Origin of the sequence: Paenirhodobacter sp., from assembly GCF_050177655.1 — a bacterium.
In the GTDB taxonomy this organism is placed as follows: domain Bacteria; phylum Pseudomonadota; class Alphaproteobacteria; order Rhodobacterales; family Rhodobacteraceae; genus Rhodobacter.
Map to the genome: position 1 here is coordinate 22,173 of NZ_JBFXGV010000022.1, position 26,598 is coordinate 48,770.

Below are 26,598 nucleotides of genomic sequence, written 5' to 3' on the forward strand. Positions count from 1 at the left end.
TCACTCCGTCTTCAGCTTCGGCGGGGTGCGGCGGAAGATTTCGCGGAACATGCCCGGGGTCAGGATCGAGAGCGGGTTGATCGTCACCTTCGGCGCCGCGGCGGTGCCGCCAAGCCCGTAGGTGAAGCCGAACAGCCCCTCCCCCTTGCGCGAGACGACCTGGCCGATCCCGTTGAGCAGATAGAGCGGCGAGATCACGCCCTGCATGTCGATCGTTCCCGTGTCGAAATAGTAGTTCCCGGCCATCGTCACCGCCATCGAGGCCCCCGTGGCCTGGCCGCTTGTGACGCTGAGCCCGCCGGGCGTCAAGCGGAAGGCGGCCTCGGCCTCGGAGAACAGGATCCCCTCGCCGTTCAACTGCTCGAGAAGACCGACGACGGAGACCGCCGAAAGCATCGAGGCGAGCACCGGCGCATCCTTCACCCGGATGTCATGCGCCTTCGCCGCGCCGCTGTAGCTTGCCGCGCCGATCGGCGAGAGGGTGAGGTCGAGCGCGCCCCCCCGCGCCTTGGAAAAGATCCCCGCCGAGGCGAGCGCGGCGCCGGCGTCGGGGCCGGTGATATGCACCGCGGTGCGCCCGTTCGCGGCGGGGCCGACCGCGCCCTCGATCGAGGCGCCGCCGTTCACCCGCGCCGAGAAGGCGCCCGAAAAGCCGCCGCGCGTCGAGAAATCGCCGCGGAAGGGGGCGAGCGCGATCCCCTCCGAGATCACCAGCCGGTCGAGTGCGGCGGTGACCCGGTTGCCCGCGCCACTGCCCGCCTTGCCCGCGCCGGTGCCGAAACGCGCCTTGCTCAGATCGAGCCGCCCGCCGGTGACCGAAACGTCGGGCGCGCGCGCGGCGCCGCGCCCGATCAGATCGGCCGAGCCGGAGAACCAGCTGCCGATCGCGAGCTTGCTGAACTGCGCGCGCTCGAAGCCGCCTTTCGCGGAAAGCGTCAGCCGGCCTTCCGCGCTCAGCCCCGCGCCCGACAGCGCGAGCCGCTCGACCGTCGCGGGCGTGCCAAGCGCCCCGGCAAGCGCCAGATGCCCCTTCGTGCCCGCGGGTTTCGCCCAGCTCACCTCGGGCACCGCGAGCGCAAGGCCGACCAGGTCGCTTTCGAAATCGTAGCGCGGCGGCTTGCCCTCGACGAGATCGAGCGCGAGATGGCCCCAGCCCGCCCCTTTCACGCTGCCCTTCGGCAGCGCGATGCCAAGCTGGTCGAGCCCCTCGGGCGTGATCTTGACGTAACCGTCGACGGCGGAACGCCCCTTCGCCTCGGGCCCGAAACGCTGCGACCAGCGCGCGTCGAAAGGCACGCTGTCGAAGCTGCCGCGCCCGCCGATCACCATGCCGGAACGATCGGCGGTGAGGCGCAGCTCGGGCGCGGCGATCACCTTGCCGGGCACGACCTTGTCGGAATGCACGTCGGTGAGCCGCGCGAGCACGTCGAAATCGACATCCTCGGGGGTGATCTTCTTCTTCATGCGGAAGCGCAGATCGGTGCGCGCCTCGGCCCAGCCCTCGGCGATGTCGGTCGACTTGCCGGCCTTCGACAGGAAGCGGAACGGCTCCTGATCGAGCAGCGAAAGCGCGGCGGGGATCGGCGCGCGGGTGACGAGGCGGACCTCCGCACGGGCGTCGCGCTCGCGGATGTCGGGCACCCGCATCACCGAATCCGCGACCTCGATGCGCCCGCCCGAGGGCGCCTCGACCGAGCCCTCCTCGACCATCAGCGCATGGGTGTTGTCGTGGATCGTGGCAAAGCCGCGCCCCTCGCGCACCGGCGGCAGGGTGCGCAGGATCGTCACCTCGGCGCCGCGGAATTCATAGCCGAGCTCGAAGCGCGGCTCGGCGCCCGGGGTCAGGCGCAGCGCCGCGCGGGCGTTGCGCAGCTCGCCCGTCGCGACGTTCTCGGCCAGCCAGTGCCGCGTCGGCGGCACCAGCGCCGGCGGCCAGAGCGCGAGCAGATCGGTATTGGTGATATGGTCGATGCCCGCGTCGAAGGCGACGCGCCAACCGTCCTTGCCCGCCGAAACGGTGCCGCGCGCGGAGATGTGGCGATCGCCCTCGGCGAGTTCGAGCTGGCCGATCTCGACGCGGAACGGATCGAGCCGCATCCGCAGGTCGATCGCGCCCTGCGAGATCCGCGCCGGGGTGACGAAAAGCCCCTCCGGGTCGGCCTCGATGTCGCGCAGCGCGATCTGGGTCAGCGCCTCGCGCGGCAGGCCGTTGGCGAAGTCGCGCAGCAGGGTCTGGCCCGAGGCCTTGAGCCGCAGCGCCCGGCTCTGGAAGCTGAGCTGGGAGATCGCGACGCGCTGCGCCGCCATGTCGTAGCTCAGATGCACCCCGGCGCTTTCGAAGGGGACCGGGCGCGCGCCCTCGCTCGGGCTCAGCGCGCCGGCGCCGATGCGCAGCTCCGCCTCGGTCCGCCCGACCGCGCCCGCGGCATCGACCGTGGTGCGGAACGAGCCCGAGATCGGCGCGTCGAGCAGGCCGAGCATCGCCAGCGCGGGCGATTGCACCGCGAGATCGGCGGCGGGCACATCGGTCACCGCGGCGCCGAATTCGGCCTCCGGCCCGGATTTCGAGGTCCAGGCCGAAAGCGCGACCTGCGCGGGCAGCTTGTCGCGCTCGCCCACGTCGAAGGCGAGCGTCAGCCCGATCTTCGCCGCGTCCTGGCTCAGCCGGAAACTGCCGTCGCTCACCTGCCAGACCTTGCCGAGCCGCGCGTCGTCGAGGCGGATCCGCAGATCCTCGGCGGTGATCTCCTCGAGCCGCGCGAGCACCGGGGTGGCGAAGGCCGCCTCGATCGCGTCGGTGGCCTGGGTGACGGTGTCGAATTGCAGCGCGGGCATCGAACCGGCGCCGCCGAGGTCGATGTCGATCCGCCCGTCGGGCAGCCGGCGCAGCGCCACCGTGCCGCCGCGGATGCGGAAGCTCTTCGGTTCGATCCTGCCCTGCAGCAGCGCCTCGGGGCGCAGCGTGCCGCGCAGCTCGGGCAGGATCGCGAGCGGCAGGCCCGAGGGCAGTTTCACCAGCACGTTGCGCAGCCGCACATGCGGCGCGAAGCCCTCGTCGACGACGACATCGGCGCCGCCGAGGCTGACCTGCAGCCGCCCGTCGAGCGCGGCATTCGCCTTCGCCTCGATCCGGGTGATGAGCCAGCCCGGCGCCGAGATCGCCTGATGCGAGAGCATGAGAAAACCGAAGAGCGCGGCGAGGCCGATCAGCGGCAGGCTCAGGATCAGCCAGATGCCGACACGCGCGCGCGGCCGGGTCGAGGGCGTGGTCGAAGGCACGGTCGAGGGCGCGGTCCGGAGCGGCGCATGATCCGGCCCGGCCGGAGGCATCGCCCCGGTCGCCGCTTCCCCCTCTGCGGGAAGCGATGCCTGCGCTTCGGTCTTCTCCATCCGGCCTGCTGCCTGCTCGCTGCCTGTTCCTGGTTGACAGTGCCTGTCTTCTGCCCGCTGACTCTAGCACCGCAGGCCAGAGAAGGAGAAGCAAATGATCGGCATCGGCGAGAAGGCGCCTGATTTCACCCTGCCGCGCAGCGCGGGCGACGGGGAGCTGACGCTTTCCACCCTGCAGGGCGGCAAGGTCGTGCTTTATTTCTACCCGCGCGACGACACGCCCGGCTGTACGCTCGAGGCGATCGACTTCACCCGGCTGCGCACCGAATTCGAGGCCGCCGGCACCACGGTGATCGGGATCTCGAAGGACACGCCCGAGAAACACGCGAAGTTCTGCGCGAAACACGGGCTTGGCATCATCCTCGTCTCGGATGCCGCGGGCGACACCTGCGAGCGCTACGGCACCTGGGTCGAGAAGAAGATGTATGGCAAGGTCTCGATGGGGATCCAGCGCGCCACCTTCCTGATCGACGCCGCGGGCACGGTGGCGCAGGCCTGGCCGAAGGTCTCGGTCACCGGCCATGCCGAGGAGGTGCTCGCCGCCGCCCGCGCGCTCGGCTGAACCCGGGCGATCGGCGAGAATCTGCCCATTCGGCGGGGGCGCGCCTGCCCCTTCGGGAACCGCGGACGAAAGCGGTTGCGCCGCAGGGCGGCGGGTTGATAAGCCCTGTCCAGTTTCGGACTCCCCTTGCGGGGTTCTTCCCGGGCGCGGCAGTGCCCCCAGACGATGGCGGTGTGCCCGGCCCCGGCCCGGCCCGCCAAAGAACGAGACAGGACGATCCGGTGCCCAAACGCATCTTGAACCGCGTCAATGCGACCCTCGAACGCTGGCTGCCCGAGCAGCGACTGTTCCTGAAATCCGAAACCGCCACCCGCTTCCTGCGGCTGCGCCCATTGACGCAGGCGCTGGTGCTGGGGGTTTCGGGGCTGGTCTTCCTCTGGTCGGTGATCGTCACCTCGCTGCTTTTCATCGACGGCATTTCCTCGGGTTCGGGGCGCGAACAGGCGGTGCTGTCGCAGGCCGCCTTCGAGGCGCGGCTCGATGCGCTGGCCCGCGAACGCGACCGCCGCGCCGCCGAGGCGCTCGCGGCGCAGAACCGGTTCCAGCTCGCGCTCGATCAGGTCTCGCGGATGCAGTCGCAGCTGCTCTCCTCCGAGGAGCGCCGGCGCGAGCTCGAGACCGGGATCGACGTGATCCAGACCACGCTGCGCAGCACGATGACCGAACGCGACGACGCGCGCGAGGCGCTGGCGAAGGCGCAGGGCGGCGGCGCGAAGACCGCGACGCTCGTCGCGCGCGCCGATGACATGGCCTCGACCGTCGATCTGCTGTCGACCGCGCTTTCCGACACCGCGAAACAGCGCGACGTGGCGAGCCGCGCGGCCGAGGACGCCAAGCTCGAGACCGAGCAGATCGCGCTGGAAAAACGCCTGCTCGAAGAGCGCAACGACGAGATCTTCACCACGCTCGAAGGCGCGGTGGAAGTGTCGATGGCGCCGCTCGACAAGATGTTCAAGAACGCCGGGATGAACCCCGACCAGATCCTGAGCCAGATCCGCAAGGGCTATTCCGGCACCGGCGGCCCGCTGATGCCGATCTCGCTTTCCTCGAAGGGGATGGGCGATCTGAACGGCGATGCGGATCGCGCCGGCGGCATCCTGCAAAAGCTCGACGAGATGAACATGTATCGCATCGCCGTCGACAAGCTGCCCTTCGCGCTGCCGCTGTACGGCGGGTTCCGCTTCACCTCGCCCTTCGGCTACCGCTGGGGCCGGCTGCACGCGGGGATCGACCTTGCCGGGCCGGTGGGGATGCATGTCCACGCCCCCGCCGACGGCACCATCACCGCCGCCGAATGGGAGAACGGTTATGGCAACGTGATCAAGATCACCCACCAGTTCGGCGTCTCCACCGTCTATGGCCACCTGTCCAAAATCCGCGTGAAGGTCGGTCAAAAAGTGTCGCGCGGCGACTGGATCGGTGATACAGGCAATACCGGACGGTCCACCGGACCGCATCTGCACTATGAAATCCGGGTGGGTGGCGCGCCCATCAACCCGATGACCTTCATCAAGGCTTCCAAAGATGTTTTCTAAGAGCAAGATCCATGAGCCCGGCCCGAAGGCCGCTGCGGAAACCGACAAGCCGAAGGCCGAGACGCCCGTGCCCTCGCGCCCGCTGGGGGATTTCGTGCCCTCCGCGGCGACGCGGGCGAAGCCGGCCGCCTCGGTGCTGTCCTCGGATCTGACGATCGTCGGCAACATCAAGACCACCGGCGACATCAATATCGAGGGCGTGGTCGAAGGCGACATCCGCGCGCATCTGCTGACGGTCGGCGAGACCGCGACGATCAAGGGCGAGATCATCGCCGATGACGTTGTCGTCAACGGTCGCGTCGTCGGCCGCGTGCGCGGCCTGAAGGTGCGCCTGACCTCGACCGCCCGCGTCGAGGGCGACATCATCCACAAGACGATCGCGATCGAAAGCGGCGCGCATTTCGAGGGCTCGGTGCAGCGTCAGGAAGACCCGCTGCAGGGCGCCAATGCGCCGAAGCTGATGGCGCCGGAACCGACGCCGGAAGCCTGATCCTTCCCGCAGGGAAATGCGCAGGGCGGCCCTCGGGCCGCCCTTTCGCGTTCAGCTGGTCAGCCCGCGATACATGTGCCAGCTCGCGTGGCCGAGCACCGGCAGCACCACCAGCAGCCCGAGGAAGAAGGGCAGCATGCCGAGGAAAAGGCAGCCCGCGATCACCGCCGCCCAGACCGTCATCGCCCAGGGGTTCGCCACCACCGCCTGCACCGAGGTGATGATCGCGGTGATGAAATCGACCTCGCGCTCGAGCAGGAGCGGCAGCCCGACCACAGTGAAGGCGAAGAGCACCGCGGCGAAGGCGCCCCCCACCAGCGTGCCGAAGGCGAGCATCGCCGGCCCGTTGCCGGTCAGCAGCACGCCCCAGGGGTCGGAGGTGACATTGGTCATCGCCTGGAACCCCATGAACATCGCGAAGGTCATATGCGCGATGAAGATCCAGAACATGAAGAGCAGCAGCACGACGACCGCCATCGAGGGCAGCTGCCGGTCCTTCTGCGCGAAGACGACGCCGAGCACCGCGGGCCAGAGGAGCGGCTCGCCCGCCTCGAGCCGCCGGCTCACCTCGTAAAGGCCGACGGCGGCGAAGGGCGCGACCAGCGGAAAGCCGAGGATGAAGGGCATCAGCCAGATCTCCTGCCCGCGCGAGGTGAACACCCACCAGAGCACGAGCCCGCCGAGCACATAGACCGCCGAGAAGAACAGCCCGAAGGCCGGCGCGCGCAGGAAATCGCGCAGCCCCGCGCGCAGCACCTGCGGGATCATCTTCACCGGCATGTCCTTCACCTCCGGCAGCGCCGAGGGCTCCGTCGCAATCTCCACCATGGCATCCTCCCCGATGCTGACGACTGGTCCGGCCCCCTCCCAAGGACCGTTGCGACAAGGGTGCGGCAGCGGTGGCGGCCTGTCGAGAAAATTCCCCGCCGCAGCGCGGCAGCGCGCCCGCAGAACCGCCCTGCCCCAAACCCGCCGCGGGCCCGACGCGCCCGCCCTGCGGCGCGGGGGGCACAGGGCCACAATCTTGCCGCAATCGGCTTGATTTCAGGTCAGTTTACCCGGAAACTGCTTAACAGAACGTGAAGACCGCCTCAGGCGGCGCATGAGCAGTCTCAGATCCGGCACGGAGCACCCGGCGGCAGGCACCGCCCGATCCGGTCCCGGGGAAATGGAAGCGATGGCCGACGGAACCTACACGGATCCGATCTATGTCACGGGCGACATGCTCGCCTCGCTGACCGGGCAGCCGTGGAACAACGGCAACCCGGGCGATGCCAATTTCGGCATCGTGCTGCCGGGCGCGGATGCGCTCGGCTCTTCCGACACGCTCTATCGGCTGGTCTGGACCGGCAACAAGAACGCCACCGCCACCAATTTCGCCAATGGCCAGTTCTGGAAGCTCGAGGTCTACAACCCCTCGATCGACAATGACGGCGACCCGACGACGGGCGGCGCCGGCTGGTCGACGGTGCAGGGCTACAGCAACCTCACCCCGAAGAACGACCTCGTTTCCGGCCTCGGCGGCGGCGACGATTACATCGTCTTCGAGATGAACGGGCATTACCTGCTGCTCGATCTCAACGGCGGGCTGCCGACGACGCCGACGACGCTGCTTTACTACGGTGCCGACACCAATGGCGATCTGGCGATCGGCGACAACGACGGCGAGCTCGATTTCGACGACGCCTATCACGCGATCGACGCGATCTGCTTTTGCGCGGGCACGCTGATCGAGACCGATCAGGGCCCGCGCCCGATCGAGACGCTCGCCCCCGGCGACCGGATCCGCACGCTCGACCACGGGTTCCAGGCGCTGCGCTGGATAGGCACGCGGAGCCTCGACGCGCTCGCGCTGCGCCTCGCGCCGCAGCTGCGCCCGGTGCGGATCGCGCGCGACGCGCTCGGCCGCGGCCTGCCCGCGCATGAGCTGCTGGTCTCGCCGCAGCACCGCATCCTCGTGCGCTCGCGCGTGGCCGAGCGGATGAGCGGCGCGCGCGAGGTGCTGATCGCGGCGAAACATCTCGTCGGTCTGCCCGGGATCGCCGTGGTGCCGGAAAGCGCGCCGGTGACCTATCTGCACCTGCTTTTCGATCGTCACGAGGTGGTTTTTGCCAATGGCGCAGAGGCGGAATCGCTTTACACCGGGCGGCAGGCGCTGCGCAGCCTGACCCGCGCCGCCCGCGCCGAGATCTTCACCCTCTTCCCCGAGCTGCGCGCCGGCGGCCCCGCGCCCGAGGCCGCGCGCCCACTCACCACCGGGCGGATCGGGCGCAAGCTTTCGGAGCGCCACGCGAAGAACGGCAAGCCGCTGGTGATGGCGGGCTGAACGCCTCAGACCGCGCCAAGACCTTGCAGCCGCGCCCAGACCGCGGCGCGCAGCTCCTCGACCGGGCGATTGCCCGACAGCTCGAGCACCGGCTCGGCCCGATCGGCCAGCCAGTTGCGGTGGCGGGTGAGCGAGCGGCCGCCGAAATAGGGCTCGTCGTAGCTTGCCGCCCATTTCAGGAACTCGGCGTGATTGCGCGCCATGTCGCCACCCGGCTTGATCCGGGCGCCGAATTTCTCCGCCTCGCGGCGGCGGATCCGGGCGAGGCGCAGCGGCGTCGGCGTGACGAGAAAGACGATCAGATCGGCGCCCGCGATCACCAGATCGCCCCAGCCATCGGCCGAGCCCGAAAGCACCCAGCCGCCGCCCTCGCCCTGCGCCGCCTGCTCGGCCGCGATCAGCGCGACGCGCTCCGCCTCCGGGCGCTTGACGGTATAGGGCGGGTCCGAGGGCGCCCAGTAGAAATCGTCGGTATCGAGAAGCGGCACGTTCAGCCACTCGGCGAGAGGCCTCCCCAGCGAGGAGGTCCCCGATCCTGCGGCGCCGGTGATATAGACCCGCGCCGCCATCCGGTCAGTCCTCCGCCTGAGCGTCGGCGCGGCTCTTGCCCTCGACCCCCATCGCGAGGGTCGCCGCCATGAACCCGTCGAGATCGCCGTCGAGCACGCCCTGCGTGTCCGAGGTCTCGTAGCCGGTGCGCAGATCCTTCACCATCTGATAGGGCTGCAGCACATAGGAGCGGATCTGGTTGCCCCAGCCCGCCTCGCCCTTCGCCTCGTGCTGGGCGTTGATCGCGGCGTTGCGCTTGTCGAGTTCGAGCTGATAGAGCCGCGCCTTCAGCGCGATCATCGCCGCCTCGCGGTTCTGGTGCTGCGACTTCATCGAGGAGGTCGTGACGATGCCCGTGGGCAGGTGGGTGATCCGCACCGCCGAGTCGGTGGTGTTGACGTGCTGCCCGCCCGCGCCCGAGGAGCGATAGGTGTCGATCCGGATGTCGTTGTCGTTCACCACGATGTCGATGTTGTCGTCGACCACCGGATAGACCCAGACCGAGCTGAACGAGGTATGCCGCCGCGCCGCCGAGTCATAGGGCGAGATCCGCACCAGCCGGTGCACGCCGCTTTCCGATTTCAGCCAGCCATAGGCGTTCGGGCCCGAGATCTTGTAGGCGACGGAGCGGATCCCCGCCTCGTCCCCCGCGGTTTCCGACTGCAGCTCGACCTTGTAGCCCTTCTTTTCCGCCCAGCGGGTGTACATCCGCGCAAGCATGCTCGCCCAGTCGCAGCTTTCGGTGCCGCCCGCGCCCGCGTTGATTTCAAGGAAGGTGTCGTTGCCATCCGCCTCGCCGTCCAAGAGCGCCTCGAGCTCCTTCGCATCGGCGAGCGCCTTCAGCTCGCGCAGCGATTTCTCCGCCTCGGAGACGATCTCGGGATCTTCCTCCATCTCGCCCAGCTCGATCAGCTCGACGTTGTCGGTCAGCTCGCGGTCGATCCGGCGATAGGTCTCGACCTTGTCCATCAGCATCTGCCGCTCGCGCATCAGCTTCTGCGCGCGCGCCGGATCCGACCACAGATCGCCATCCTCGATCATCGCGTTGAATTCCTCGAGCCGGTGCGGAGCGGTTTCCCAATCCATCCGCTGGCCCAGGAGCTTCAGCGATTTCTTGATCGCTTCAACGATATTCTGCGTCTCGGCGCGCATGGCGTCTCGTCCTTCCTTACATTCCGCGCGGTTCTACAACCCCGTGCGCAGCGGAGCAAGGGCGGGGAGGCCCCCCCGTCCCTCGGCGATTGCCTCGGGCGCAAATCCGTGCAGGATTGCGGGCAGAGACAGATATTCCGGAACGACATTTGACCGATTGGTTCAAGACCGAGCTGCGCCACCTCAATGCCGAGGCGCGGGCACGCAACGCGGCGCAGGAAGCCGCGCGGGCCGAGCTGCTGGATCCCTGGCTTGTCACCCGCTGGACAGAGATCGTCGCGCGTGCGGCCCGCCATGTCACCGAAGGAAGGCGGATCTGCGACTATGGCCCCTGGACGCGCGTCTTGCGGGAGCAGTGCCGCACGCCCCCGTTGATCGGTCGTGTGTCCGATACGGACAGCGCCGAGGCGTTGAGCCATATCGCGGCCGAGATCGCGCAACCGGGCTGGCCGGACCCGCGCCCCGATCTGATCGACTTCGCGCTGACCTTCCTCGAGGCCGATGTGATGCTGTTCCGCTCGGGCTATACCAAGCGGCACCTGATCCGGCGCCTGCAGCAAGCGCCGCTCGACGCCGCGCAGATCGCCCGGGCCGGGGCGCTGATCCGCCGCGCGGTCACCGCGGGCACCGGGCTGGAGGAAGCGCGCGCCTATCGGAAATTCGCCGCGCATCTGATCGCGCAGGGCCATCTGCCCGATCTGCCCGGCTGGCTGCAGGACCAGGCGCGCGGCACGGTGCTGAGCTGGAACCGTCTCGACGGCGGGGTGCTCCCGCTGTTCAAAGAGGCTCTGAGCCGGCTTTCGGAGGCGGACCAGGACCGTCTGAACTGGCATTTCCCCGGAATTCCGCCGCGTTACGCGCTGGAATACCCCGACCGGCCGGTGCCGCTCCGCCGGCAGAAGGAAGAGGGGCAGAAGGCACGGTTCAGCGCCTTCCGCATGCTAGTCGCGATCGAGGCCCGGGCCAGGTCAGCCCCGAAACGCTGACGCCCTTCCGCGGCCTCAGTACAGCCCGCCCGAGCTTACCGTGCCGAAATCGGCCTTCTTCGGGATCACCTTGGTCTTGCCGGTCGAGGTGGTGACCTCGGTGGTGTTCTCGTCGGTCTCGCCCTGGGCAAAGAGCGGCAGGTTCTGCCCCATGCCGAAGCCGCCATCGACGATCAGCCCGAGGCCGCGCATCTCCTGGCCCTCGCGCAGGTATTCCGCCTGCACGAAATCGCCCGTCGCGTCATCCGAGAGCCGCTCGCCGGTGAAGCGGTTGAACTTCGCCCAGTAGCCGCCCGGCGGCACCTTGAAGTTCGAACCGCCATATTCCTGCACCGCCAGCTTCATGAAGGCGTTGAACACCGGCACGCAGAGCGTACCGCCATAGGCGCCCCGGCCAAGCCCGCGCGGCTGGTCGTAGCCCATGTAGCACGAGGCCACGATGTTCGAGGTGAAACCGGTGAACCATACGTCCTTCGCGTCGTTCGTGGTGCCGGTCTTGCCCGCGACGGGCACCGGCAGGCGCACGCCCGAGCCGGAACCGCGGCTCACCACGCCCTGCATCATCGAGATCATCTGATAGGCGGTGATCGGGTTGATCACCTGCTCGCGGTTCGAGACGATCCGCGGCCCGAGCCCCTGGGCGATGTTGCGCTCGCGGCAATCCTCGCAGTCGCGCTGGTCGTGGCGATAGATCGTGCGGCCCCAGCGGTCCTGCACGCGGTCGACCAGCGTCGGCTCGACCCGCTCGCCGCCATTGGCGAACATCGCATAGGCCGAGATCAGCTGATACATCGTCGTTTCCTGCGCGCCGAGCGCATTCGCGAGGAAGGGCTGCATCGGATTGTAAACGCCGAATTTCTCGGCGTATTGCGCGACCGTATCCATGCCGATTTCCTGCGCGATACGCACGGTCATCAGGTTACGCGACTGCTCGAGACCGGTGCGCATCGGCGTCGGCCCGTAATATTTGTTCGAGGCGTTCTTCGGCCGCCAGAGGCCCTGCGGCGTGTTCACCTCGATCGGCGCGTCGACCACGATCGTCTCGGGCGAGAAGCCGGAATCGAGCGCCGCCGCATAGACGAAGGGCTTGAAGTTCGAGCCGGGCTGCCGCATCGCCTGCGTCGCGCGGTTGAACACCGAGCTCTGGTAGGAGAAGCCGCCCTGCATCGCCAGCACGCGGCCGGTGTTCACGTCCATCGCCATGAAGGCGCCCTCGACGCGCGGCACCTGGCGCAGCGACCAGCGCTTGAAATCGGCGCCCTCGCCGATCGCCTTCACCTCGACGACATCGCCCACCTCGACGAGATCGGAGGGGCGTTTCGCCCGCGGGCCGAGCTTGCCATCCTTCAAAAGCTTGCGCGCCCAGGTCACGTCCTCGGCCGGGATCCAGTGGCCGTCGGCGTCTTCCTCGATCCCCTCGATGCCGATCCGTGCGGCCTTGTCGGAAAGTTCGAGCACCACCGCCGGATGCCAGCCGTCGACGTCGCGCGGCGCCTTGTCGGTCGGCACCGCGGAGAGCGCAGCGCGCCAGCTGCGTTCGTCCTTGAGCTCGGTTTCCGGGATCACCGCCCCGGTGCCGCGCCAGATGCCAAGGCCCCGGTCGTATTTCTCGAGCGCATCCTGCAGCGCCTTCGCCGCCTGCGCCTGCAGCGCCGGGTCGATCGTCGCGCGGATCGTCAGACCGCCACCGAAGAACTCCTCCTGACCGAAGCTCTTGGAGAGCTGGCGGCGGATCTCGTCGGTGAAATAATCGCGCGGCGGCAGCTGGTCGCGGAACGGCGGGTAATCGCCATTCTGCACCGATTTCAGGGGCTTGGCCTGCTCCGCCTCCATCGTCGCCTGGTCGATGTGGCCATCCTCGAAGAGCCGGCGCAGCACGTAGTTGCGGCGCAGCCGGGCGTCCTCGTAATTGCGCACCGGGTTGAGCTCGGCCGGCTTCTTCGGCAGCGCAGCGAGATAGGCCGCCTCGCCGACGGTGAGCTGGCTCAGCGTCTTGTTGAAATAGGTCTGCGCCGCGGCGGCGACACCGTAGGAATTCTGCCCGAGGTAGATCTCGTTCAGATAAAGCTCGAGGATGCGATCCTTCGAAAGCGCCTCCTCGACGCGGGTCGCGAGGATCAGCTCCTTGATCTTGCGCTCGATCGAGCGCGAGCCGTCGAGCAGGAAGTTCTTCATCACCTGCTGGGTGATCGTCGAGGCGCCGCGCAGATCCTGGCCACGGGTCTTCACCGCGGTGATCAGCGCCGCGATCATGCCGCGCGCGTCATAGCCCTTGTGGATGTAGAAATTCTTGTCCTCGGCGGAGACGAAGGCCTCCTTCACGATCGGCGGGATGTCGGAGATCGGCACGAAGATGCGGCGCTGTTCGGCGAATTCGTCGATCAGCCGGCCCTCGCCCGAATAGATCCGCGAGATCGTCTTCGGCGTGTATTGCGCGAGCTGCTCATGGCTCGGCAGGTTGCGCGAATACATCCAGAAGATCGCCCCGACCGTCAGCGCCGCGAAGAAGAGCGCGGTGACGATCCAGGAGAAGATCCCCCCGAGCGTGGACAGGATAAAACGGATCACGAACACCCCCATGGGGTGCATCCGCGCCCCCGTATCGAAGCCCCTATAACGCGCACGCGCGGGAGGGTCAAAACAAGTTGCCGTCACGCCGGCGGCAAAGCGCCGGAGCGGGGGGCGCTGCCCCCGTCTCCGATCCCGGAGACTCCCCCGGGATATTTTGGCTCTATAGAAACCCATTTCTACAGAGAGGAAATATCCCGGGGGGCCGCGTCAGCGGCGGGGGCGGCGCCCCCTGCCCGGTCAGCCGAGCTGCGCCAGCGCCGGGAAGGTCTCGAGCAGCCAGAAGCTCAGCGCCGAGAAGGCATTGGTGAGCAGCAGCAAGCCCACGATCACCAGAAGCGCGCCCATGGTCTTTTCGATCAGGCCCATATGGCGCTTGATCCGGTTCATCACCCCGATCGCGCGGCTGATGAAGACCGCGGCGAGCAGGAAGGGAATGCCGAGCCCACCGGCATAGACCGCAAGCAGCGCCGTGCCGCGACCAAGCGAGCCGCCCTGCGCCGCGATCGAAAGGATCGCGCCAAGCTGCGGGCCGATGCAGGGGGTCCAGCCGAAGGCGAAGGCGAGACCGAGCACATAGGCCCCCAGCGTCGAGCCGCCGCGGTCGCCCGCGTCGATCCGCGCCTCGCGGTCGAGGATCCCGATCCGGTAGAGGCCGAGAAAATGCAGCCCGAGCCCGATGATGACGAGGCCGGAGATCCGCCCGAACCACTCGCGATAGGCCAGGAAGAACTGCCCCATCGCCGAGGCCGCGAGCCCCATCAAGAGGAACACGGTCGAGAGGCCGAGCACGAAGAAGATCGCCGGCAGCACCGCCGAGCGACGCCCCTCGCGCAGCTCGCCCATGCTCACCCCGCCCATATAGGCCAGATAGGGCGGCACGATCGGCAGCACGCAGGGCGAGAGGAAGGACAAAAGCCCCGCCACCAGCGCGACGAGCGCGGCGGGCAGGAAGGCGGCGTCGATGAGATCAATTCCGAACATGGCCCCCCCATAGCATGGGCGCGCGGGCGCCGTCACCCGCCCTGCGCGCGCGCCCGGTCACAAGGACGTGGACAAATCCGCGCGCCGCCGCTAGCCCGGAGCGATGGAAAGCCCCCGGATCATCGACGCGCGCGGCCTCTTGTGCCCGCTGCCCGTGCTGCGCCTGCGCAAGGTGCTCGCCACGCTCGCGCCCGGCGCCGAGGTGGTGCTCGAGGCGACCGACGGGGCAAGCTGGATCGACGTACCGCATTTTTGCACGCAGGCCGGGCATCGGCTGATCGAGGCGACGGACGAGGGTGGCGTGCTGCGCTACCGGGTGCGGCGGGGCGCATGAAAACGCCGGGCGCTTGGCCCGGCGTTTCGCTTTTCTGTCAGTGGCTTACTTGCTCATCGACCACCAGCCGCGGCGCTTCGGCGCGCTGTCGTCCGCCGCCTCGCCAACCGGCTCGGGTTCCGGCGCGGGCGCCTCGGGATCGGCGCCGAGCCCCGCCTCGGGCGCCGCCACGGTCTCGACCGGGGCCGGCTCGAGCGTGACTTCGGTCACCGTTTCAACCGGGGTCTCGACCAGCTCCGGCGCGCTTTCGGGCGCGGGCTCCGCCGGGGTCTCGGCGACCGGCGCAGGCGCGGCCTCCACCACCGGCGCGGCCTCGACCTCGGCCACGGGCGCCGCTTCGGTCACCGGCTCGGCGACTGCCTCGACCGGGGCCTCCTCGACCACCTTCTTCGCGCGCGAACGCGACGAGGTCGTGCGTTTCTTCGGCGCCGGCGCCTCCTCGGCCCCCTCGGCCGCTTCCGCGCCCTCGACCGGCTCGGTCACCTTCTTCGAGCGCGAGCGCGAGCGCGACGAGGTCGTGCGCTTCTTCGGCGCGGGCGCCTCTTCGGCAGCCTCGGCCGCTTCCGCCGCGACCACCGTCTCGGCAATCGCCTCGGCCTCGGCCTCCGCTTCGCCGGAGATCTCGGGCAGGCTCACCGCCGCGAGTGCCGCCGCCGCCGCGGCGCGGGCCGCGTCTTCCGCGGCCTCGTCGTCGCCCTCGGCCCCCTCGGCTTCCTCGTCGCCGCCTTCGTCCTCGCCCTCGTCAAAGCCCTCCTCGGCGCCATCCGCCGCGTTCGAGCCCGATTTCCGGCGACGCCGACGACGACGCTTCTTCTTCTTCGGCTGGTCCTCGCCCTCGCCCGCCTCGACCGCCTCGGCCTCGCTCTCGGCGCTGTCGTCGAGATCCTCCTCCTCTTCGGGGATCTCGGCCTCGTCGATCTCGGCCATCAGCTCGGCGGTCGCATGCACCGCACTCGAGACGACCTCAGGCACGATCCGCGTCGCCGTCTTGAACTTCTCGATCGAGAAATCGGGGCTGACCAGCGTCGGATCGGCCTCGATCCGCACCGCCATGCCATAGCGCGCCTCGATCGAGGCGATATGCTCGCGCTTGGCGTTCATCAGGTAGTTCGCCACCGCGATCGGGCATTTCACCAGAACTTCGCGGCTCCGCTTGCGCGTGCCCTCTTCCTCGATCGCGCGCAGCACCTGCAGCGCCAGAGAGTCATCCGAACGGATGAGCCCGGTGCCGTGGCAATGCGGGCAGGGCTGCGTCGTCGATTCGAGCATGCCCGGGCGCAGCCGCTGACGCGACATCTCCAGAAGGCCAAAGCCCGAGATGCGGCCGACCTGGATCCGCGCGCGGTCGGTTTTCAGCTTGTCTTTCAGACGCTTCTCGACCGCGGAGTTGTTCTTGCGCTCCTCCATGTCGATGAAGTCGATGACGATCAGGCCGGCGAGGTCGCGCAGACGGCACTGGCGCGCCACCTCATCCGCGGCCTCGAGGTTGGTCTTGAGCGCGGTGTCCTCGATCGAGCCTTCCTTGGTGGCCCGACCCGAGTTCACGTCGATCGCGACCAGCGCCTCGGTGATACCGATGACGATGTAGCCGCCCGATTTCAGCTGCACCACCGGGTTGAACATGCCGCTCAGGTAGCTTTCGACCTGGAAGCGCGCGAAAAGCGGCAGCTGTTCGGCGTAATGCTTCACGTTCTTGGCGTGGGACGGCATGATCATCTTCATGAAGTCCTTGGCCACGCGATAGCCGCGCTCGCCCTCGACCAGAACCTCGTCGATGTCCTTCGAGTAGAGGTCGCGGATCGAGCGCTTGATGAGGTCGCCCTCTTCGTAGACCGGGGCGGGGGCGATCGACTTCAGCGTCAGCTCGCGGATCTGCTCCCAGAGCCGCATGAGATATTCGTAGTCGCGGCGGATCTCGGTGCGGGTGCGCTGGCTGCCCGCGGTGCGGATGATCAGCCCGGCGCCCTGCGGCACTTCGAGTTCGGAGGCGATTTCCTTCAGCTTCTTGCGGTCGGCGGCATTGGTGATCTTGCGCGAGATGCCACCGCCGCGCGCGGTGTTCGGCATCAGCACGCAGTAGCGGCCGGCGAGCGAGAGATAGGTGGTCAGCGCCGCGCCCTTGTTGCCGCGCTCTTCCTTCACCACCTGCACCAGCATGATCTGGCGCACCTTGATGACTTCCTGGATCTTGTAGCGGCGCGGACGCGGCTTGCGCGGCGCACGGATCTCCTCGTGGACATCCTCTTCCGCGACCGATTCGATCTCGTCATCGGCGGGGTGGTCGCGATGGCCGTGATCGGCGTGATCGCCGGTGTCTTCGGCCTCGGTCTCTTCCTCGTCGGAGCTGTCCTCCTCGGCGGCCGGTTCGGAAACCGGCTCCGCGACCTCGGCGCTTTCCGCTTCGGTTTCAACGGCTTCCGCCGCCTCGAGCAGCGCCTCGGCGCCGGGCTCGACGATTGCCGCCTCGAGCGTCTCGACGATCTCGGCGGGCGCGCCGATCTCCTCGACCGCGCCCTCTTCCAGCTCGACCACCGCCATGCCGGGAATGTCTTCCGAGCGGATCACCGCATCCGCGGCGCCCGTCTTCTCGGCCTGGGCCTCGCCCTTCGAGCGCGAACGCGAGCGCGACCGGCGCGAGCGCGACTTCGTCTCCTCGGCCTCCTCGGCCTCGGCATAGGCGCGCTCTTCCTCGATCAGCGCGAGCCGGTCGGCGACCGGGATCTGGTAGTAATCGGGGTGGATTTCCGCGAAGGCGAGGAAGCCGTGGCGGTTGCCGCCGTAATCGACAAAAGCGGCCTGGAGCGAAGGCTCCACCCGCGTCACTTTTGCCAGATAGATATTGCCGGCGAGCTGCCGCTTGTTGATGGTTTCAAAGTCGAACTCTTCGACCTTGTTGCCGTCCACCACCACGACGCGGGTCTCTTCCGCGTGGGTGGCATCGATAAGCATCTTCTTTGCCATTTAGTCCTGTTTCCCATGCCGTCGGGGGCCCCCTCCTTGCGGAAAGCACCCCTGCGGCATGTTTTTTCGTTGAGGCGATGGCGGCGCATGCGCGAAGGGCGGCGGCGGCCAGAGGCCCGCCCGTCATCACCCGTTCAGCTGTCGCACGCATCATCGCGGTTCGTCCCGAGCCCGGGGATCACGCCCCGTACCCAACTGAAAACCCCCGAGATTCAAGGCCTTGGGGGCATAAGAACGGTCTTTCGACCAATCGGTTGACCCTGGGCGCCGACCTGCCATCGCAGGGTCTTCGGCCCGGAAATCAGCGAATTCCGTGGGCGCCGCAGGCACAGACCTGCCGACACCGACATGTCACAGACAATAGCCGGGGCGCCTTGGCAAAGACAATCGCTTTTTCGTCAAGGATTGGTTAACGCTGGCAAAAGGGGGCGCTGCCCCCTCGGCCTGCGGCCTCACCCCCGGGATATTTCGCCACTTTGGAAATACCCTCTTCCAAAGTGTTCAAATATCCCGGGGGGCCGCGTCAGCGGCGGGGGCGGCGCCCCCTCCCCGTCTCAGATGTAATCGCCGCGGCTCAAGCCGTATTTCGCCATTTTCTCGTTCAGCGTGCGGCGCGGCAGGCAAAGCTCCTCCATCACCGCCGAGATCGAGCCCTTGTGGCGCTTCATCGTGTTGTCGATCAGCATCTTCTCGAAGCTCTCGACATATTCCTTGAGCGGCTTGCCCTCGGTCGTCATCGCGGGGCCGGCCTCCTCGTTGTCGGCCATCAAGAGCGAGGTGATCGAGCCGGAGCCGCGGCGCGCCTGCAGCACCGCACGTTCGGCCACGTTGATCAGCTGGCGCACGTTGCCCGGCCAGGGCGCCTGCAGAAGCTGCGCGGCCTCCTGCGCGGCGATCTCGGGCGCGTCACAGCCGTATTCCTCGGCGAATTGCTCGGCCATGCGGGTGAAGAGGGTCAGCACATCCTCGCCGCGCGCGCGCAGCGGCGGCAGGGTGATCTTGTGCGCGGCGAGGCGGAAATAGAGGTCGGGGCGCAGCGCGTCTTCCAGCGTGCGGCCCTCGCCATGGGCGTTGCAGATCGCGACGATGCGGGTCTCCGCGGGGGTGCCCTGCTCGTTGATGAATTGCAGCAGCCGCGCCTGCAGGCCAAGGCTCAGCGCCTCGACATCCTCGAGCACCAGCGTGCCGCCGCGCACCTCCTCGGCGAGCGGCAGCGTGCCGCCCTCCTCGACCGGGCCGAAGAGCTTCGCTGTCAGCGCCTCCTCGGTGAAGGCCGCGCAGGAGACGGTGACGAACTTCTTGCCCGCGCGCGAGCCGGTCGCGTGCAGCGCATGCGCGACGAGGGTCTTGCCAGTGCCGGTCTCGCCGTCGATCAGCACATGGCCGTCCGATTGCGCGAGATCGAGCACATCCTCGCGCAGCCGCTCCATCGGCGCCGAGGTGCCGATCAGCTTGCCCATCACCTGCACGCCCTCCGCCAGATCGCGGCGCAGTGCGCGGTTGTCGAGCGTCATCCGCCGCGCCTGGGTCGCGCGTTTCGCGAGTTCCGTCATGCGGTCGGGGTTGAAGGGTTTCTCCATGAAATCCATCGCGCCGAGCCGCATCGCCTCGACCGCCATCGGCACGTCGCCATGCCCGGTAATCATGATCACCGGCAACCCGCTATCAATCCCCATCAGCCGCTTGAGAAACGCCATGCCGTCCATCCCGGGCATCCGGATGTCGGAGATCACCACGCCGGGCCAATCCGCCCCGATCACCTTCAGCGCATCCTCCGCGCAGGCGTAGGTTTCCGTGTCGAAACCCGACAGCGCCAGCCACTGGCTGACCGATTGCCGCATGTCTTCCTCGTCGTCGACGATCGCGACCTTCATCATCCGTGCCATCCGGTTCACTCCGCTGCTCTGATGCCGCGCGCGCGCGGCTCCGTTGTCGTCTCCGAGATCAGCGGCAGCTGCATCTCGAAGACCGCCCCTCCGCCCTCGGCGTTATGGGCGGTCAGCCGACCGCCAAAATCGCTCACGATGGAGGAGGAAATCGCAAGGCCGAGCCCCGTCCCCTCCCCCGGTTTCTTCGTCGTCCAGAACGGCTCGAAGAGCTTTTCCAGATCGGTGATCCCCGGCCCGTTGTCGCGCACCGAGAAGACCGCCGTCTCGCCGGTGGCAAGCATCAGCTCGATCTCGGCGTCGGGCTTGCCCTTGGTCGCGTCGAGCGCGTTGCGCAACAGGTTGATGATCACCTGTTCGAGACGGATCCGGTCGGCCATCACCATCACCTGCCCGCGCGGCAGCGTGCGCAGGATCCGCACCGTGCGCCCCTTCAGCTGCGGCTCCATCATCGCGAGCGCCGAGCTGATCGCGGCGCGCAGATCGACCGGCTCGAAGGCCTCGCCGCCCTTGCGCGCGTAGCTCTTCAGCTGCCGGGTGATCGCGCCCATCCGCTCGATCAGGTCGTCGATGCGCTGAAACGAACTCAGCGCCTCCTCGGTGCGGGCGCGCTGGATCAGCAGCCGCGCGCCGGCGAGATAGGTCTTCATCGCGGCGAGCGGCTGGTTCAGCTCATGGCTCACCGCCGCCGACATCTCGCCGAGCGCGGCGAGTTTCGACGACTGCGCCAGCGTCTGCTCGGCCACGGCGAGGTCTTTCTGCACCTTCTCGCGCTCGGCGATCTCGCGGTTGAGCCGGGTGTTCAGCGCCCGCAGCTCGACCGATTCGCGCCGATAGGCCGCGGTCTGCACCCGCGCGCGGCGCGAGATCACGTAGAAGCCGACCGCGAGCAGGATCGCGAAGCCCATGATCTCGAGCGCGAGCACCGCGTTCACCCGCTCGCGCACCGAATCGTAGCTCGTGAAGGCGATCATCCGCCAGCCGCGGAAGGGCACGCGGGTCTCGGTGCGCATCACCGCCTGGCCCTTGAGATAGGCGTCCGGCGGCTCGTTCGCCCAATCCGCCGTCGCCTGCAGTGCGCGCTCGATCGCGGTCGGCGCCGAACGCGCGTCGAGCGCCTGCTCCATCGTCAGCCCGCGCCATTTCGGCTCGGTCGTCAGGATGATCCTTCCCTCGCTGTCGACCACCGCGACGGCGTCGGAAATCCCCGCCCAGCTGCGCTCGAATTTCGAGAGCTCCGCCTCGACCACGATCACGCCGATCGCCTTGCCGTCGGAAACGATCGCGCGGGAATAGTTGAATTCGGTGCCCGGGCTCTCGGCGCCCTGGCTTGCGGTGAAGATCGTCTCGCGCGAGCGCTGCGCCTCGACGAAGAAGGGTTCCGTGCCATAGGTCGCGCCAAGCAGGTTGCGGTTCGTCGCCGCCACCACCCGGCCGGTCATGTCGAGCAGCCGGATCGAGGCCGCCGCGATATCGTCGCGCGCCGAGATCAGCTGTGCCGAGCTTTTCGAGAAATCTCCGGTCTCGAGCGCGCGGGTCAGCACCGGGTCGCGTGCGAGCAAAAGCGGCACCACCGAGGTGCGCTGCAATTCCGAAATGATATTGCCGGTGTAAAGCGCGAGCCGCAGCTCGGTGCGCACCCGGGTGGTTTCGGTGAACCGCTCGGTCAGCCAGGCATTGGTGATCCAGATCACCACCATCGCCAGCAGCACGACAAAGCCGACGCCCGCGCGCAGCACGAGCCGGCGCCCGAAGCGCGCGGGCGCTTCGGCGGAAGGGGTGGGTCTGATCCGGGACATGCGCCTCGCCATGGCGCGAATTTAGGCGATGCGCGGGGCGCCAACAAGCGCGCCGCGCGGGATGGGCAAGATCACGCCTGCGCCATCACCCCCATCAGGGCCGCAAAGATCGCCGCACCATCGGTGCCGCCCTGCGCGGGCTCCACGCAGCGCTCCGGATGCGGCATCATGCCGAGCACGCGGCGATTCTCGCTCAGCACGCCGGCGATATCCGCCATCGCGCCATTCGGGTTCTCGACATAGCGGAAGGCGACGCGATCCTCGCCCTCGAGCCGCGCGAGGCCTTCGGCGTCGATCTGGTAATTGCCCTCGGCATGGGCGATCGGGATCACGATCTTCTCGCCCTTGTCATAGCCCGAGGTAAAGGCGCTGTCGGTCATCTCGACGGTAAGCGCGACCGGCTTCGAGATGAACTTCAGCCCCGCGTTGCGCATCAGCGCGCCGGGCAGCAGCCCCATCTCGGTCAGAACCTGGAAGCCGTTGCAGACGCCGAGCACATAGCCGCCCTTGCCCGCGAAATCCGCCACCGCCTGGCCGATCGCCGAACGCGAGGCGATCGCGCCGCAGCGCAGGTAGTCGCCGAAGGAGAACCCGCCCGGGATGCCGATCACGTCGACGCCCGCGGGCAGCTCGGTTTCCTTGTGCCAGACCTTCACCACCTCGGCCCCGGCCTTGGCGAAAGCATCGTAAAGATCGCGGTCGCAATTCGACCCGGGGAAGGTGATGACGGCGGCTTTCATCGCGGAAGCACTCCTGATTTCATCTTGCCGAAAAGTCCTCGGGGTCCGGGGCGGCGCCCCGGTTCCCCGGTCTCAGGCGATCTCGACGGTGTATTTCTCGATCACGGTATTGGCGAGGAGCTTCTCGCACATCGCCTTCACCTCCGCCTCGGCGGCGGCGGTGTCGGTGGCGGCGAGGTCGAGCTCGATCACCTTGCCCTGACGCACCCCCTCGACCCCTTCGAAGCCGAGATGGCCGAGCGCGTGGCGCACCGCCTCCCCCTGCGGGTCGAGAACGCCATCCTTGAGCATCACATGAACACGGGCCTTCATCGCTTGCGGTCCTTTCAGTTGATGAGCGTCGGCTTGATCGGCTCGGGGTTGGTGGGCAGCACGCCCAGACGCTTCGCCACCTCGGTATAGGCGTCGGTGAGCGAGCCGAGATCGCGGCGGAACACGTCCTTGTCGAGATGCGCGCCGGTCTTGATGTCCCACAGCCGGCAGCTGTCGGGCGAGATCTCGTCGGCGACGATCAGGCGCATGTAATCGCCATCCCAGACCCGGCCGATCTCGATCTTGAAATCGACGAGCTTGATGCCGACGCCGTAGAAGATGCCGGAGAGGAAATCGTTCACCCGCAGCGCGAGCGAGACGATGTCGTCGAGATCCTGCTGATTGGCCCAGCCGAAGGCGACGATATATTCCTCGGGCACCAGCGGATCGCCGAGCGCGTCGTTCTTGTAGCTGTATTCCACGATCGGGCGCGGCAGGGCGGTGCCCTCTTCCATGCCCAGACGCTTCGCGATCGAGCCGGCGGCGAAATTGCGCACGATGACTTCGAGCGGGATGATCTCGACCTGGCGGATCAGCTGCTCGCGCATGTTCAGCCGGCGGATGAAGTGGTTCGGGATGCCGACATTGGTCAGCCCGTTCATGAAGAACTCGCTCAGGCGGTTGTTCAGCACGCCCTTGCCTTCGATCGTCGCCTTCTTCTGCGCGTTGAAGGCGGTGGCGTCATCCTTGAAATACTGCACGAGCGTGCCCGGTTCCGGGCCTTCGTACAGGATCTTCGCCTTGCCTTCGTAGATCTTCTTGCGACGCGGTGCCATGGGCTCTCCGTTTCTGGGCCGTTTCCGGGCTGGTCCGGGGCGCCGAAGCGGGCGGCGGGCCGGAGTGCGGGCGCGAACGCCCTTTTGGCCCCTATAGGCCAAGGGGCGGCGCGCCGCAAGGCTCTCGCGGTGGCGCCGCCCCCCGCCGCTGCCGCGACGGCATCCGCGGCGCGCGCGCGGCCATGGATGCGCCCGAAGTTAGCGCTCCCCTCGCAGTCGCAGCGACGAAGTGCCCTTGCTCACGCGCGCGTGTATGGGCATATGTTGAGGAAGAGTAACCAGACCCGGGGGGAACCATGACCACCTTCGACGAACGCGAAAACGCCTACGAGAACAAGTTCGCGCATGACGCCAACCTGCGCTTCAAGGCCGAGGCGCGCGCGGTGAAGCAGCTCGCACTCTGGGCGGCCTCGCTGCTGGGCAAATCCGGCCCCGAAGCGGAGGATTACACCGCCTCGCTGATCGCGGCCGACTTCGAGGAAGCGGGCCAGGACGATGTCGTCCGCAAGCTGATCTCCGATCTCGCCGGCAAGGCCGACGAAGCGGCGATCCGCGGCCAGCTCGGCACCGCGCTCGCCACGGCGGCGCGCGAGCTGACGGAGAACTGACGCGCTTCGGCGCCAGAAGACGACGAGGGGGCACGCCCGGGAATGTCGTGCGCGCCCGGTGTCGGTTTGTCGTGCAGAATGCCGCCGCCGCGCGAGAGCCTCGAAAGACTTCGATAGCGCACCGTCAGAAGTGATCGCCCGCCAAGGCGCCCCGGTTTCCGCGGGCGCCTTTCGCATTCCGCCCGGGCTGTGCCCCCCGGCGCGAAGGCGCCCCCGCCCGGGCGCATTAACCCTGGGCGCATCTGCCCGGGGGAATCCCCCCCTCCATTAACCCGCCATGAACCGCCCCCGGTGCAAAACCGCCCCAAGGAGGAGGATCAGGATGCCGGGCGACAGAGACGGAAAGACGCGAAAGACCGGGACCGGGGCACCTTCGGATGCGCCGCCGCGCGCCGGATTGCGCGCGATCGTGCGGGCCCCGGGCCTGCCCCCCGTCGATGCCACCCTGCTTCGGCAGGCGCTCGGCATCGCGCTCCTGGCCGCCTTCCTGTGGCTGCTGCGCGACCGGCTCGCCGCGCTCGATCCCGCGGAGGTGCTGCAGGCCAGCACGCGGATCTCCGCGCCGCAATGGGCCCTCGCGGGGCTCGCCACCGCGGCGAGCTTCGGCGCGCTCGCACAATATGACGCGTTGATCCACCGGCTGCAGGGCACCCATGTCGATCCGCGCGCCGCACGCCGTGCGGGCTGGAGCGCGATCGCCCTCTCGCAGACCATCGGCTTTGGCCTCGTCTCGGGGGCGCTGGTGCGCTGGCGCATGCTGCCGGGCCTCTCGATCGCCCAGGCGACGCGGCTCACCGCGACCGTCGCGGCAAGCTTCCTCGCCGGCTGGGCGGTGCTGACGGCGCTGGTGCTCGCGCTCGCCCCCAAGGCGCATCTGGGCCTGCATATCCTGGCGGTGCAGGGTCTCGCGGGGATCGGCCTCGTCTTTGGCGGCGCGCTGGGCCTGACCGCGCTTCTGCTGCCCGAGATCCGCCTCGGCGCGCGCCGGATCCGCCTGCCGGGCTTGCGGGCCATGGGGCGCATCCTCGTCCTTGCCGCGCTCGACACCGGCCTTGCCGCGCTGGCGCTCTGGGTGCTGCTGCCGGCGGAGGCGGGGCTTGGCCTCCTCCATCTCTACCCGGCCTTCCTGCTCGCGCTCGGCGCCGGATTCGTCTCCGGCACGCCGGGCGGGATCGGCCCGTTCGAGATCACGCTCGTCTCGCTCCTGCCCGCGGCCGGGCAGACCGAGCTTCTGGGCGCCGTTCTCGCCTGGCGTCTGGTCTATTACGCCGCCCCCGCGCTGATCGCGCTGGCTGCGATCGCGCGCCGACCCGGCCCCGCGATCCGGCTCGGCCCGGTGCTCGCGGCGCCCACGCAAACGGTCAGCCCGCGCGTCGCGCTGCTCGTCGCGACAAGCCCGCAGGCCGAGCTGGGCCTGCTCCACCAGGGGGAGCATGGCGTGCTCTTCGGCCCCGGCGCGCGCTCGGGCTGGATGATCGGACGCGCGCCGCAGACGCTCGTCGCGCTGCTCGATCCGTTCGGTCGCCCCGCCCTGCCCGCGCTGATTGCCGATCTGGAGCGCGCGGCAAAAGCCGAAGGGCGCAGCCCCGTCCTCTACAAGATCTCGGGCCGCGTCGCGGCGCAAATGCGCGCGGCGGGCTGGCAGATCGCCCCCGTGGCGGAGGAGGTCTGGCTCGCACCGCAGGAGTTCCACCTCGACGGGCCCGCCCGCGCCGGCCTGCGCCGCAAGCTGCGCAAGGCACACAAGGCCGGGGTGACGGTCAGTTCCGGCGGCCCGGCCCTGCCCTTCGCCGCGATGGGCGCGATCGCCTGCGACTGGGCCGCGGCCCGTGGCGGGGAGCGCGGCTTTTCGATGGGCCGCTACGCGCCCGAATACCTGCGCCGCCAGGAGGTGTTCCTGGCCTGGCGGGACGGGAGGCTGATCGGTTTCGCAAGCTTTCACGCCAATGCGCGGGAATGGGTGCTCGATCTGATGCGCCCCGCCCCGGATGCCCCGGACGGCACGATGCAGGCGCTGATCGCGGCGGCGATCACGCAGGCCGCCGCGCGCGGGGTCCGCCGGCTGTCGCTCGCCGCGCTGCCGCCCCGCGCGGGCGCGACGACCGGGCCCGCCGCGCTGATCTGGCGCCGGGTCGAGCGTGACGCGGGCGCCGCCGGGCTGCGCCAGTTCAAGATGAGCTTCGCGCCCCGCCTTTCGCCCCGTTATATCGCCGCGCCTTCGCGCAGCGGGCTCATGCTCGCCGCGAGCGGACTGCTGCATGCAATCCGCCGCCCCCGCCCGCTGCCCGGCGCGCCGCCCGGGCCTCGGGGTGATGCGCCCCGTTCAAGGCCATCTTCAAGAGATCGAAATTGCACTTTCGCCCGCCCCATGGCAGGAGATGCGCAAATCTGCGCAAGCAAGAAAGGGCCCGGCCATGACCAATACGCTCAAGCACCTGCTCGAGACCCGTGACTGGCTGATGGCCGATGGCGCGACGGGGACCAATCTCTTCAACATGGGGCTGGCCTCGGGCGAGCCGCCGGAGCTCTGGAACGTCGATCACCCCGACCGGATCGCCGCCCTCTACCGCGGCGCGGTCGAGGCGGGCTCGGATCTGTTCCTGACCAATTCCTTCGGTGCGAACGCGAGCCGGCTGAAGC

Annotated in this window: 21 protein-coding genes; 9 read left to right on the forward strand and 12 right to left on the reverse strand. The window is 68.5% G+C overall.

Annotated elements, in window-relative coordinates; genetic code table 11:
• Window positions 1–3,390 (reverse strand): AsmA-like C-terminal region-containing protein, encoded by a 3,390-nt coding sequence (locus AB7U46_RS09750; protein WP_428336773.1) that lies wholly within the window; start codon window positions 3,388–3,390, stop codon window positions 1–3.
• A 94-nt stretch (window positions 3,391–3,484) separates the two neighbouring features.
• Here AB7U46_RS09750 and AB7U46_RS09755 point away from each other — a divergent pair, with 94 nt between their 5' ends.
• The 3 genes from AB7U46_RS09755 to AB7U46_RS09765 all read left to right on the forward strand — a co-directional run bounded on the left by AB7U46_RS09755 (window position 3,485) and on the right by AB7U46_RS09765 (window position 5,977).
• Complete coding sequence (locus AB7U46_RS09755) at window positions 3,485–3,952, forward strand: peroxiredoxin (RefSeq protein ID WP_428336774.1); 468 nt, start codon at window positions 3,485–3,487, stop codon at window positions 3,950–3,952.
• A 221-nt stretch (window positions 3,953–4,173) separates the two neighbouring features.
• Window positions 4,174–5,487 (forward strand): DUF5930 domain-containing protein, encoded by a 1,314-nt coding sequence (locus tag AB7U46_RS09760; protein ID WP_428336775.1) that lies wholly within the window; start codon window positions 4,174–4,176, stop codon window positions 5,485–5,487.
• Window positions 5,477–5,977, forward strand: coding sequence for a bactofilin family protein (locus AB7U46_RS09765; RefSeq protein ID WP_428336776.1), 501 nt, complete (start codon window positions 5,477–5,479; stop codon window positions 5,975–5,977). The genes AB7U46_RS09760 and AB7U46_RS09765 overlap by 11 nt, the downstream gene beginning before the upstream one ends.
• 51 nt (window positions 5,978–6,028) lie before the next feature.
• Here AB7U46_RS09765 and AB7U46_RS09770 read toward each other — a convergent pair whose 3' ends face one another.
• Window positions 6,029–6,805, reverse strand: coding sequence for a DUF2189 domain-containing protein (locus AB7U46_RS09770; RefSeq protein ID WP_428336777.1), 777 nt, complete (start codon window positions 6,803–6,805; stop codon window positions 6,029–6,031).
• Window positions 6,806–7,154: 349 nt separating this feature from the next.
• On the opposite strand from AB7U46_RS09770, the gene AB7U46_RS09775 reads away from it, so the two are divergent.
• Window positions 7,155–8,303, forward strand: coding sequence for a Hint domain-containing protein (locus tag AB7U46_RS09775; RefSeq protein WP_428336778.1), 1,149 nt, complete (start codon window positions 7,155–7,157; stop codon window positions 8,301–8,303).
• 5 nt (window positions 8,304–8,308) lie between these two features.
• Here the strand turns inward: AB7U46_RS09775 and AB7U46_RS09780 are convergent, their stop codons facing one another.
• Both AB7U46_RS09780 and prfB read right to left on the reverse strand, forming a co-directional pair.
• Complete coding sequence (locus AB7U46_RS09780; protein ID WP_428336779.1) at window positions 8,309–8,872, reverse strand: adenylate kinase; 564 nt, start codon at window positions 8,870–8,872, stop codon at window positions 8,309–8,311.
• A 4-nt stretch (window positions 8,873–8,876) separates the two neighbouring features.
• The gene (gene prfB / locus AB7U46_RS09785) at window positions 8,877–10,004 is read right to left on the reverse strand and encodes a peptide chain release factor 2 (protein ID WP_428336780.1); all 1,128 of its coding nucleotides are present in this window, start codon (window positions 10,002–10,004) and stop codon (window positions 8,877–8,879) included.
• 149 nt (window positions 10,005–10,153) lie between these two features.
• Between prfB and AB7U46_RS09790 the strand changes: the two genes are divergently transcribed.
• Window positions 10,154–10,990 carry a hypothetical protein gene (locus AB7U46_RS09790; protein WP_428336781.1) on the forward strand — a complete coding sequence of 279 codons (837 nt, stop codon included), beginning with the start codon at window positions 10,154–10,156 and terminating at the stop codon, window positions 10,988–10,990.
• A gap of 15 nt (window positions 10,991–11,005) precedes the next feature.
• Here AB7U46_RS09790 and AB7U46_RS09795 read toward each other — a convergent pair whose 3' ends face one another.
• Together AB7U46_RS09795 and AB7U46_RS09800 are read right to left on the reverse strand one after the other, a co-directional pair.
• Window positions 11,006–13,558: a penicillin-binding protein 1A gene (locus AB7U46_RS09795; RefSeq protein WP_428336782.1), complete on the reverse strand. Its 2,553-nt coding sequence runs from the start codon at window positions 13,556–13,558 to the stop codon at window positions 11,006–11,008.
• Between the two features lie 240 nt (window positions 13,559–13,798).
• Window positions 13,799–14,542 (reverse strand): cytochrome c biogenesis CcdA family protein, encoded by a 744-nt coding sequence (locus AB7U46_RS09800; RefSeq protein WP_428336783.1) that lies wholly within the window; start codon window positions 14,540–14,542, stop codon window positions 13,799–13,801.
• A gap of 103 nt (window positions 14,543–14,645) precedes the next feature.
• Here AB7U46_RS09800 and AB7U46_RS09805 point away from each other — a divergent pair, with 103 nt between their 5' ends.
• Window positions 14,646–14,876: a sulfurtransferase TusA family protein gene (locus AB7U46_RS09805; RefSeq protein WP_428336784.1), complete on the forward strand. Its 231-nt coding sequence runs from the start codon at window positions 14,646–14,648 to the stop codon at window positions 14,874–14,876.
• 45 nt (window positions 14,877–14,921) lie between these two features.
• Here AB7U46_RS09805 and AB7U46_RS09810 read toward each other — a convergent pair whose 3' ends face one another.
• The 6 genes from AB7U46_RS09810 to purC all read right to left on the reverse strand — a co-directional run bounded on the left by AB7U46_RS09810 (window position 14,922) and on the right by purC (window position 23,350).
• Complete coding sequence (locus AB7U46_RS09810; protein WP_428336785.1) at window positions 14,922–17,837, reverse strand: Rne/Rng family ribonuclease; 2,916 nt, start codon at window positions 17,835–17,837, stop codon at window positions 14,922–14,924.
• 554 nt (window positions 17,838–18,391) lie between these two features.
• A complete protein-coding gene (locus AB7U46_RS09815; protein ID WP_428336786.1) occupies window positions 18,392–19,723 on the reverse strand; it encodes a sigma-54-dependent transcriptional regulator in 1,332 nt (443 codons plus the stop codon).
• Window positions 19,724–19,728: 5 nt separating this feature from the next.
• Window positions 19,729–21,522: a sensor histidine kinase gene (locus tag AB7U46_RS09820; RefSeq protein ID WP_428336787.1), complete on the reverse strand. Its 1,794-nt coding sequence runs from the start codon at window positions 21,520–21,522 to the stop codon at window positions 19,729–19,731.
• A gap of 71 nt (window positions 21,523–21,593) precedes the next feature.
• Window positions 21,594–22,262 carry a phosphoribosylformylglycinamidine synthase subunit PurQ gene (purQ, locus tag AB7U46_RS09825; protein WP_428336788.1) on the reverse strand — a complete coding sequence of 223 codons (669 nt, stop codon included), beginning with the start codon at window positions 22,260–22,262 and terminating at the stop codon, window positions 21,594–21,596.
• 72 nt (window positions 22,263–22,334) lie between these two features.
• On the reverse strand, window positions 22,335–22,574 hold the full coding sequence (purS, locus tag AB7U46_RS09830; protein WP_428336789.1) for a phosphoribosylformylglycinamidine synthase subunit PurS: 240 nt from the start codon (window positions 22,572–22,574) through the stop codon (window positions 22,335–22,337).
• Window positions 22,575–22,588: 14 nt separating this feature from the next.
• Window positions 22,589–23,350, reverse strand: coding sequence for a phosphoribosylaminoimidazolesuccinocarboxamide synthase (purC, locus tag AB7U46_RS09835; protein WP_428336790.1), 762 nt, complete (start codon window positions 23,348–23,350; stop codon window positions 22,589–22,591).
• 296 nt (window positions 23,351–23,646) lie between these two features.
• On the opposite strand from purC, the gene AB7U46_RS09840 reads away from it, so the two are divergent.
• From AB7U46_RS09840 to AB7U46_RS09850, 3 genes are all read left to right on the forward strand, one after another.
• Complete coding sequence (locus AB7U46_RS09840; RefSeq protein ID WP_428336791.1) at window positions 23,647–23,958, forward strand: DUF1476 domain-containing protein; 312 nt, start codon at window positions 23,647–23,649, stop codon at window positions 23,956–23,958.
• Between the two features lie 322 nt (window positions 23,959–24,280).
• Window positions 24,281–26,410, forward strand: coding sequence for a phosphatidylglycerol lysyltransferase domain-containing protein (locus AB7U46_RS09845; RefSeq protein ID WP_428336792.1), 2,130 nt, complete (start codon window positions 24,281–24,283; stop codon window positions 26,408–26,410).
• The coding region (locus tag AB7U46_RS09850; protein ID WP_428336793.1) for a homocysteine S-methyltransferase family protein at window positions 26,373–26,598 on the forward strand (226 nt) is incomplete at its 3' end. The genes AB7U46_RS09845 and AB7U46_RS09850, both read left to right, overlap by 38 nt.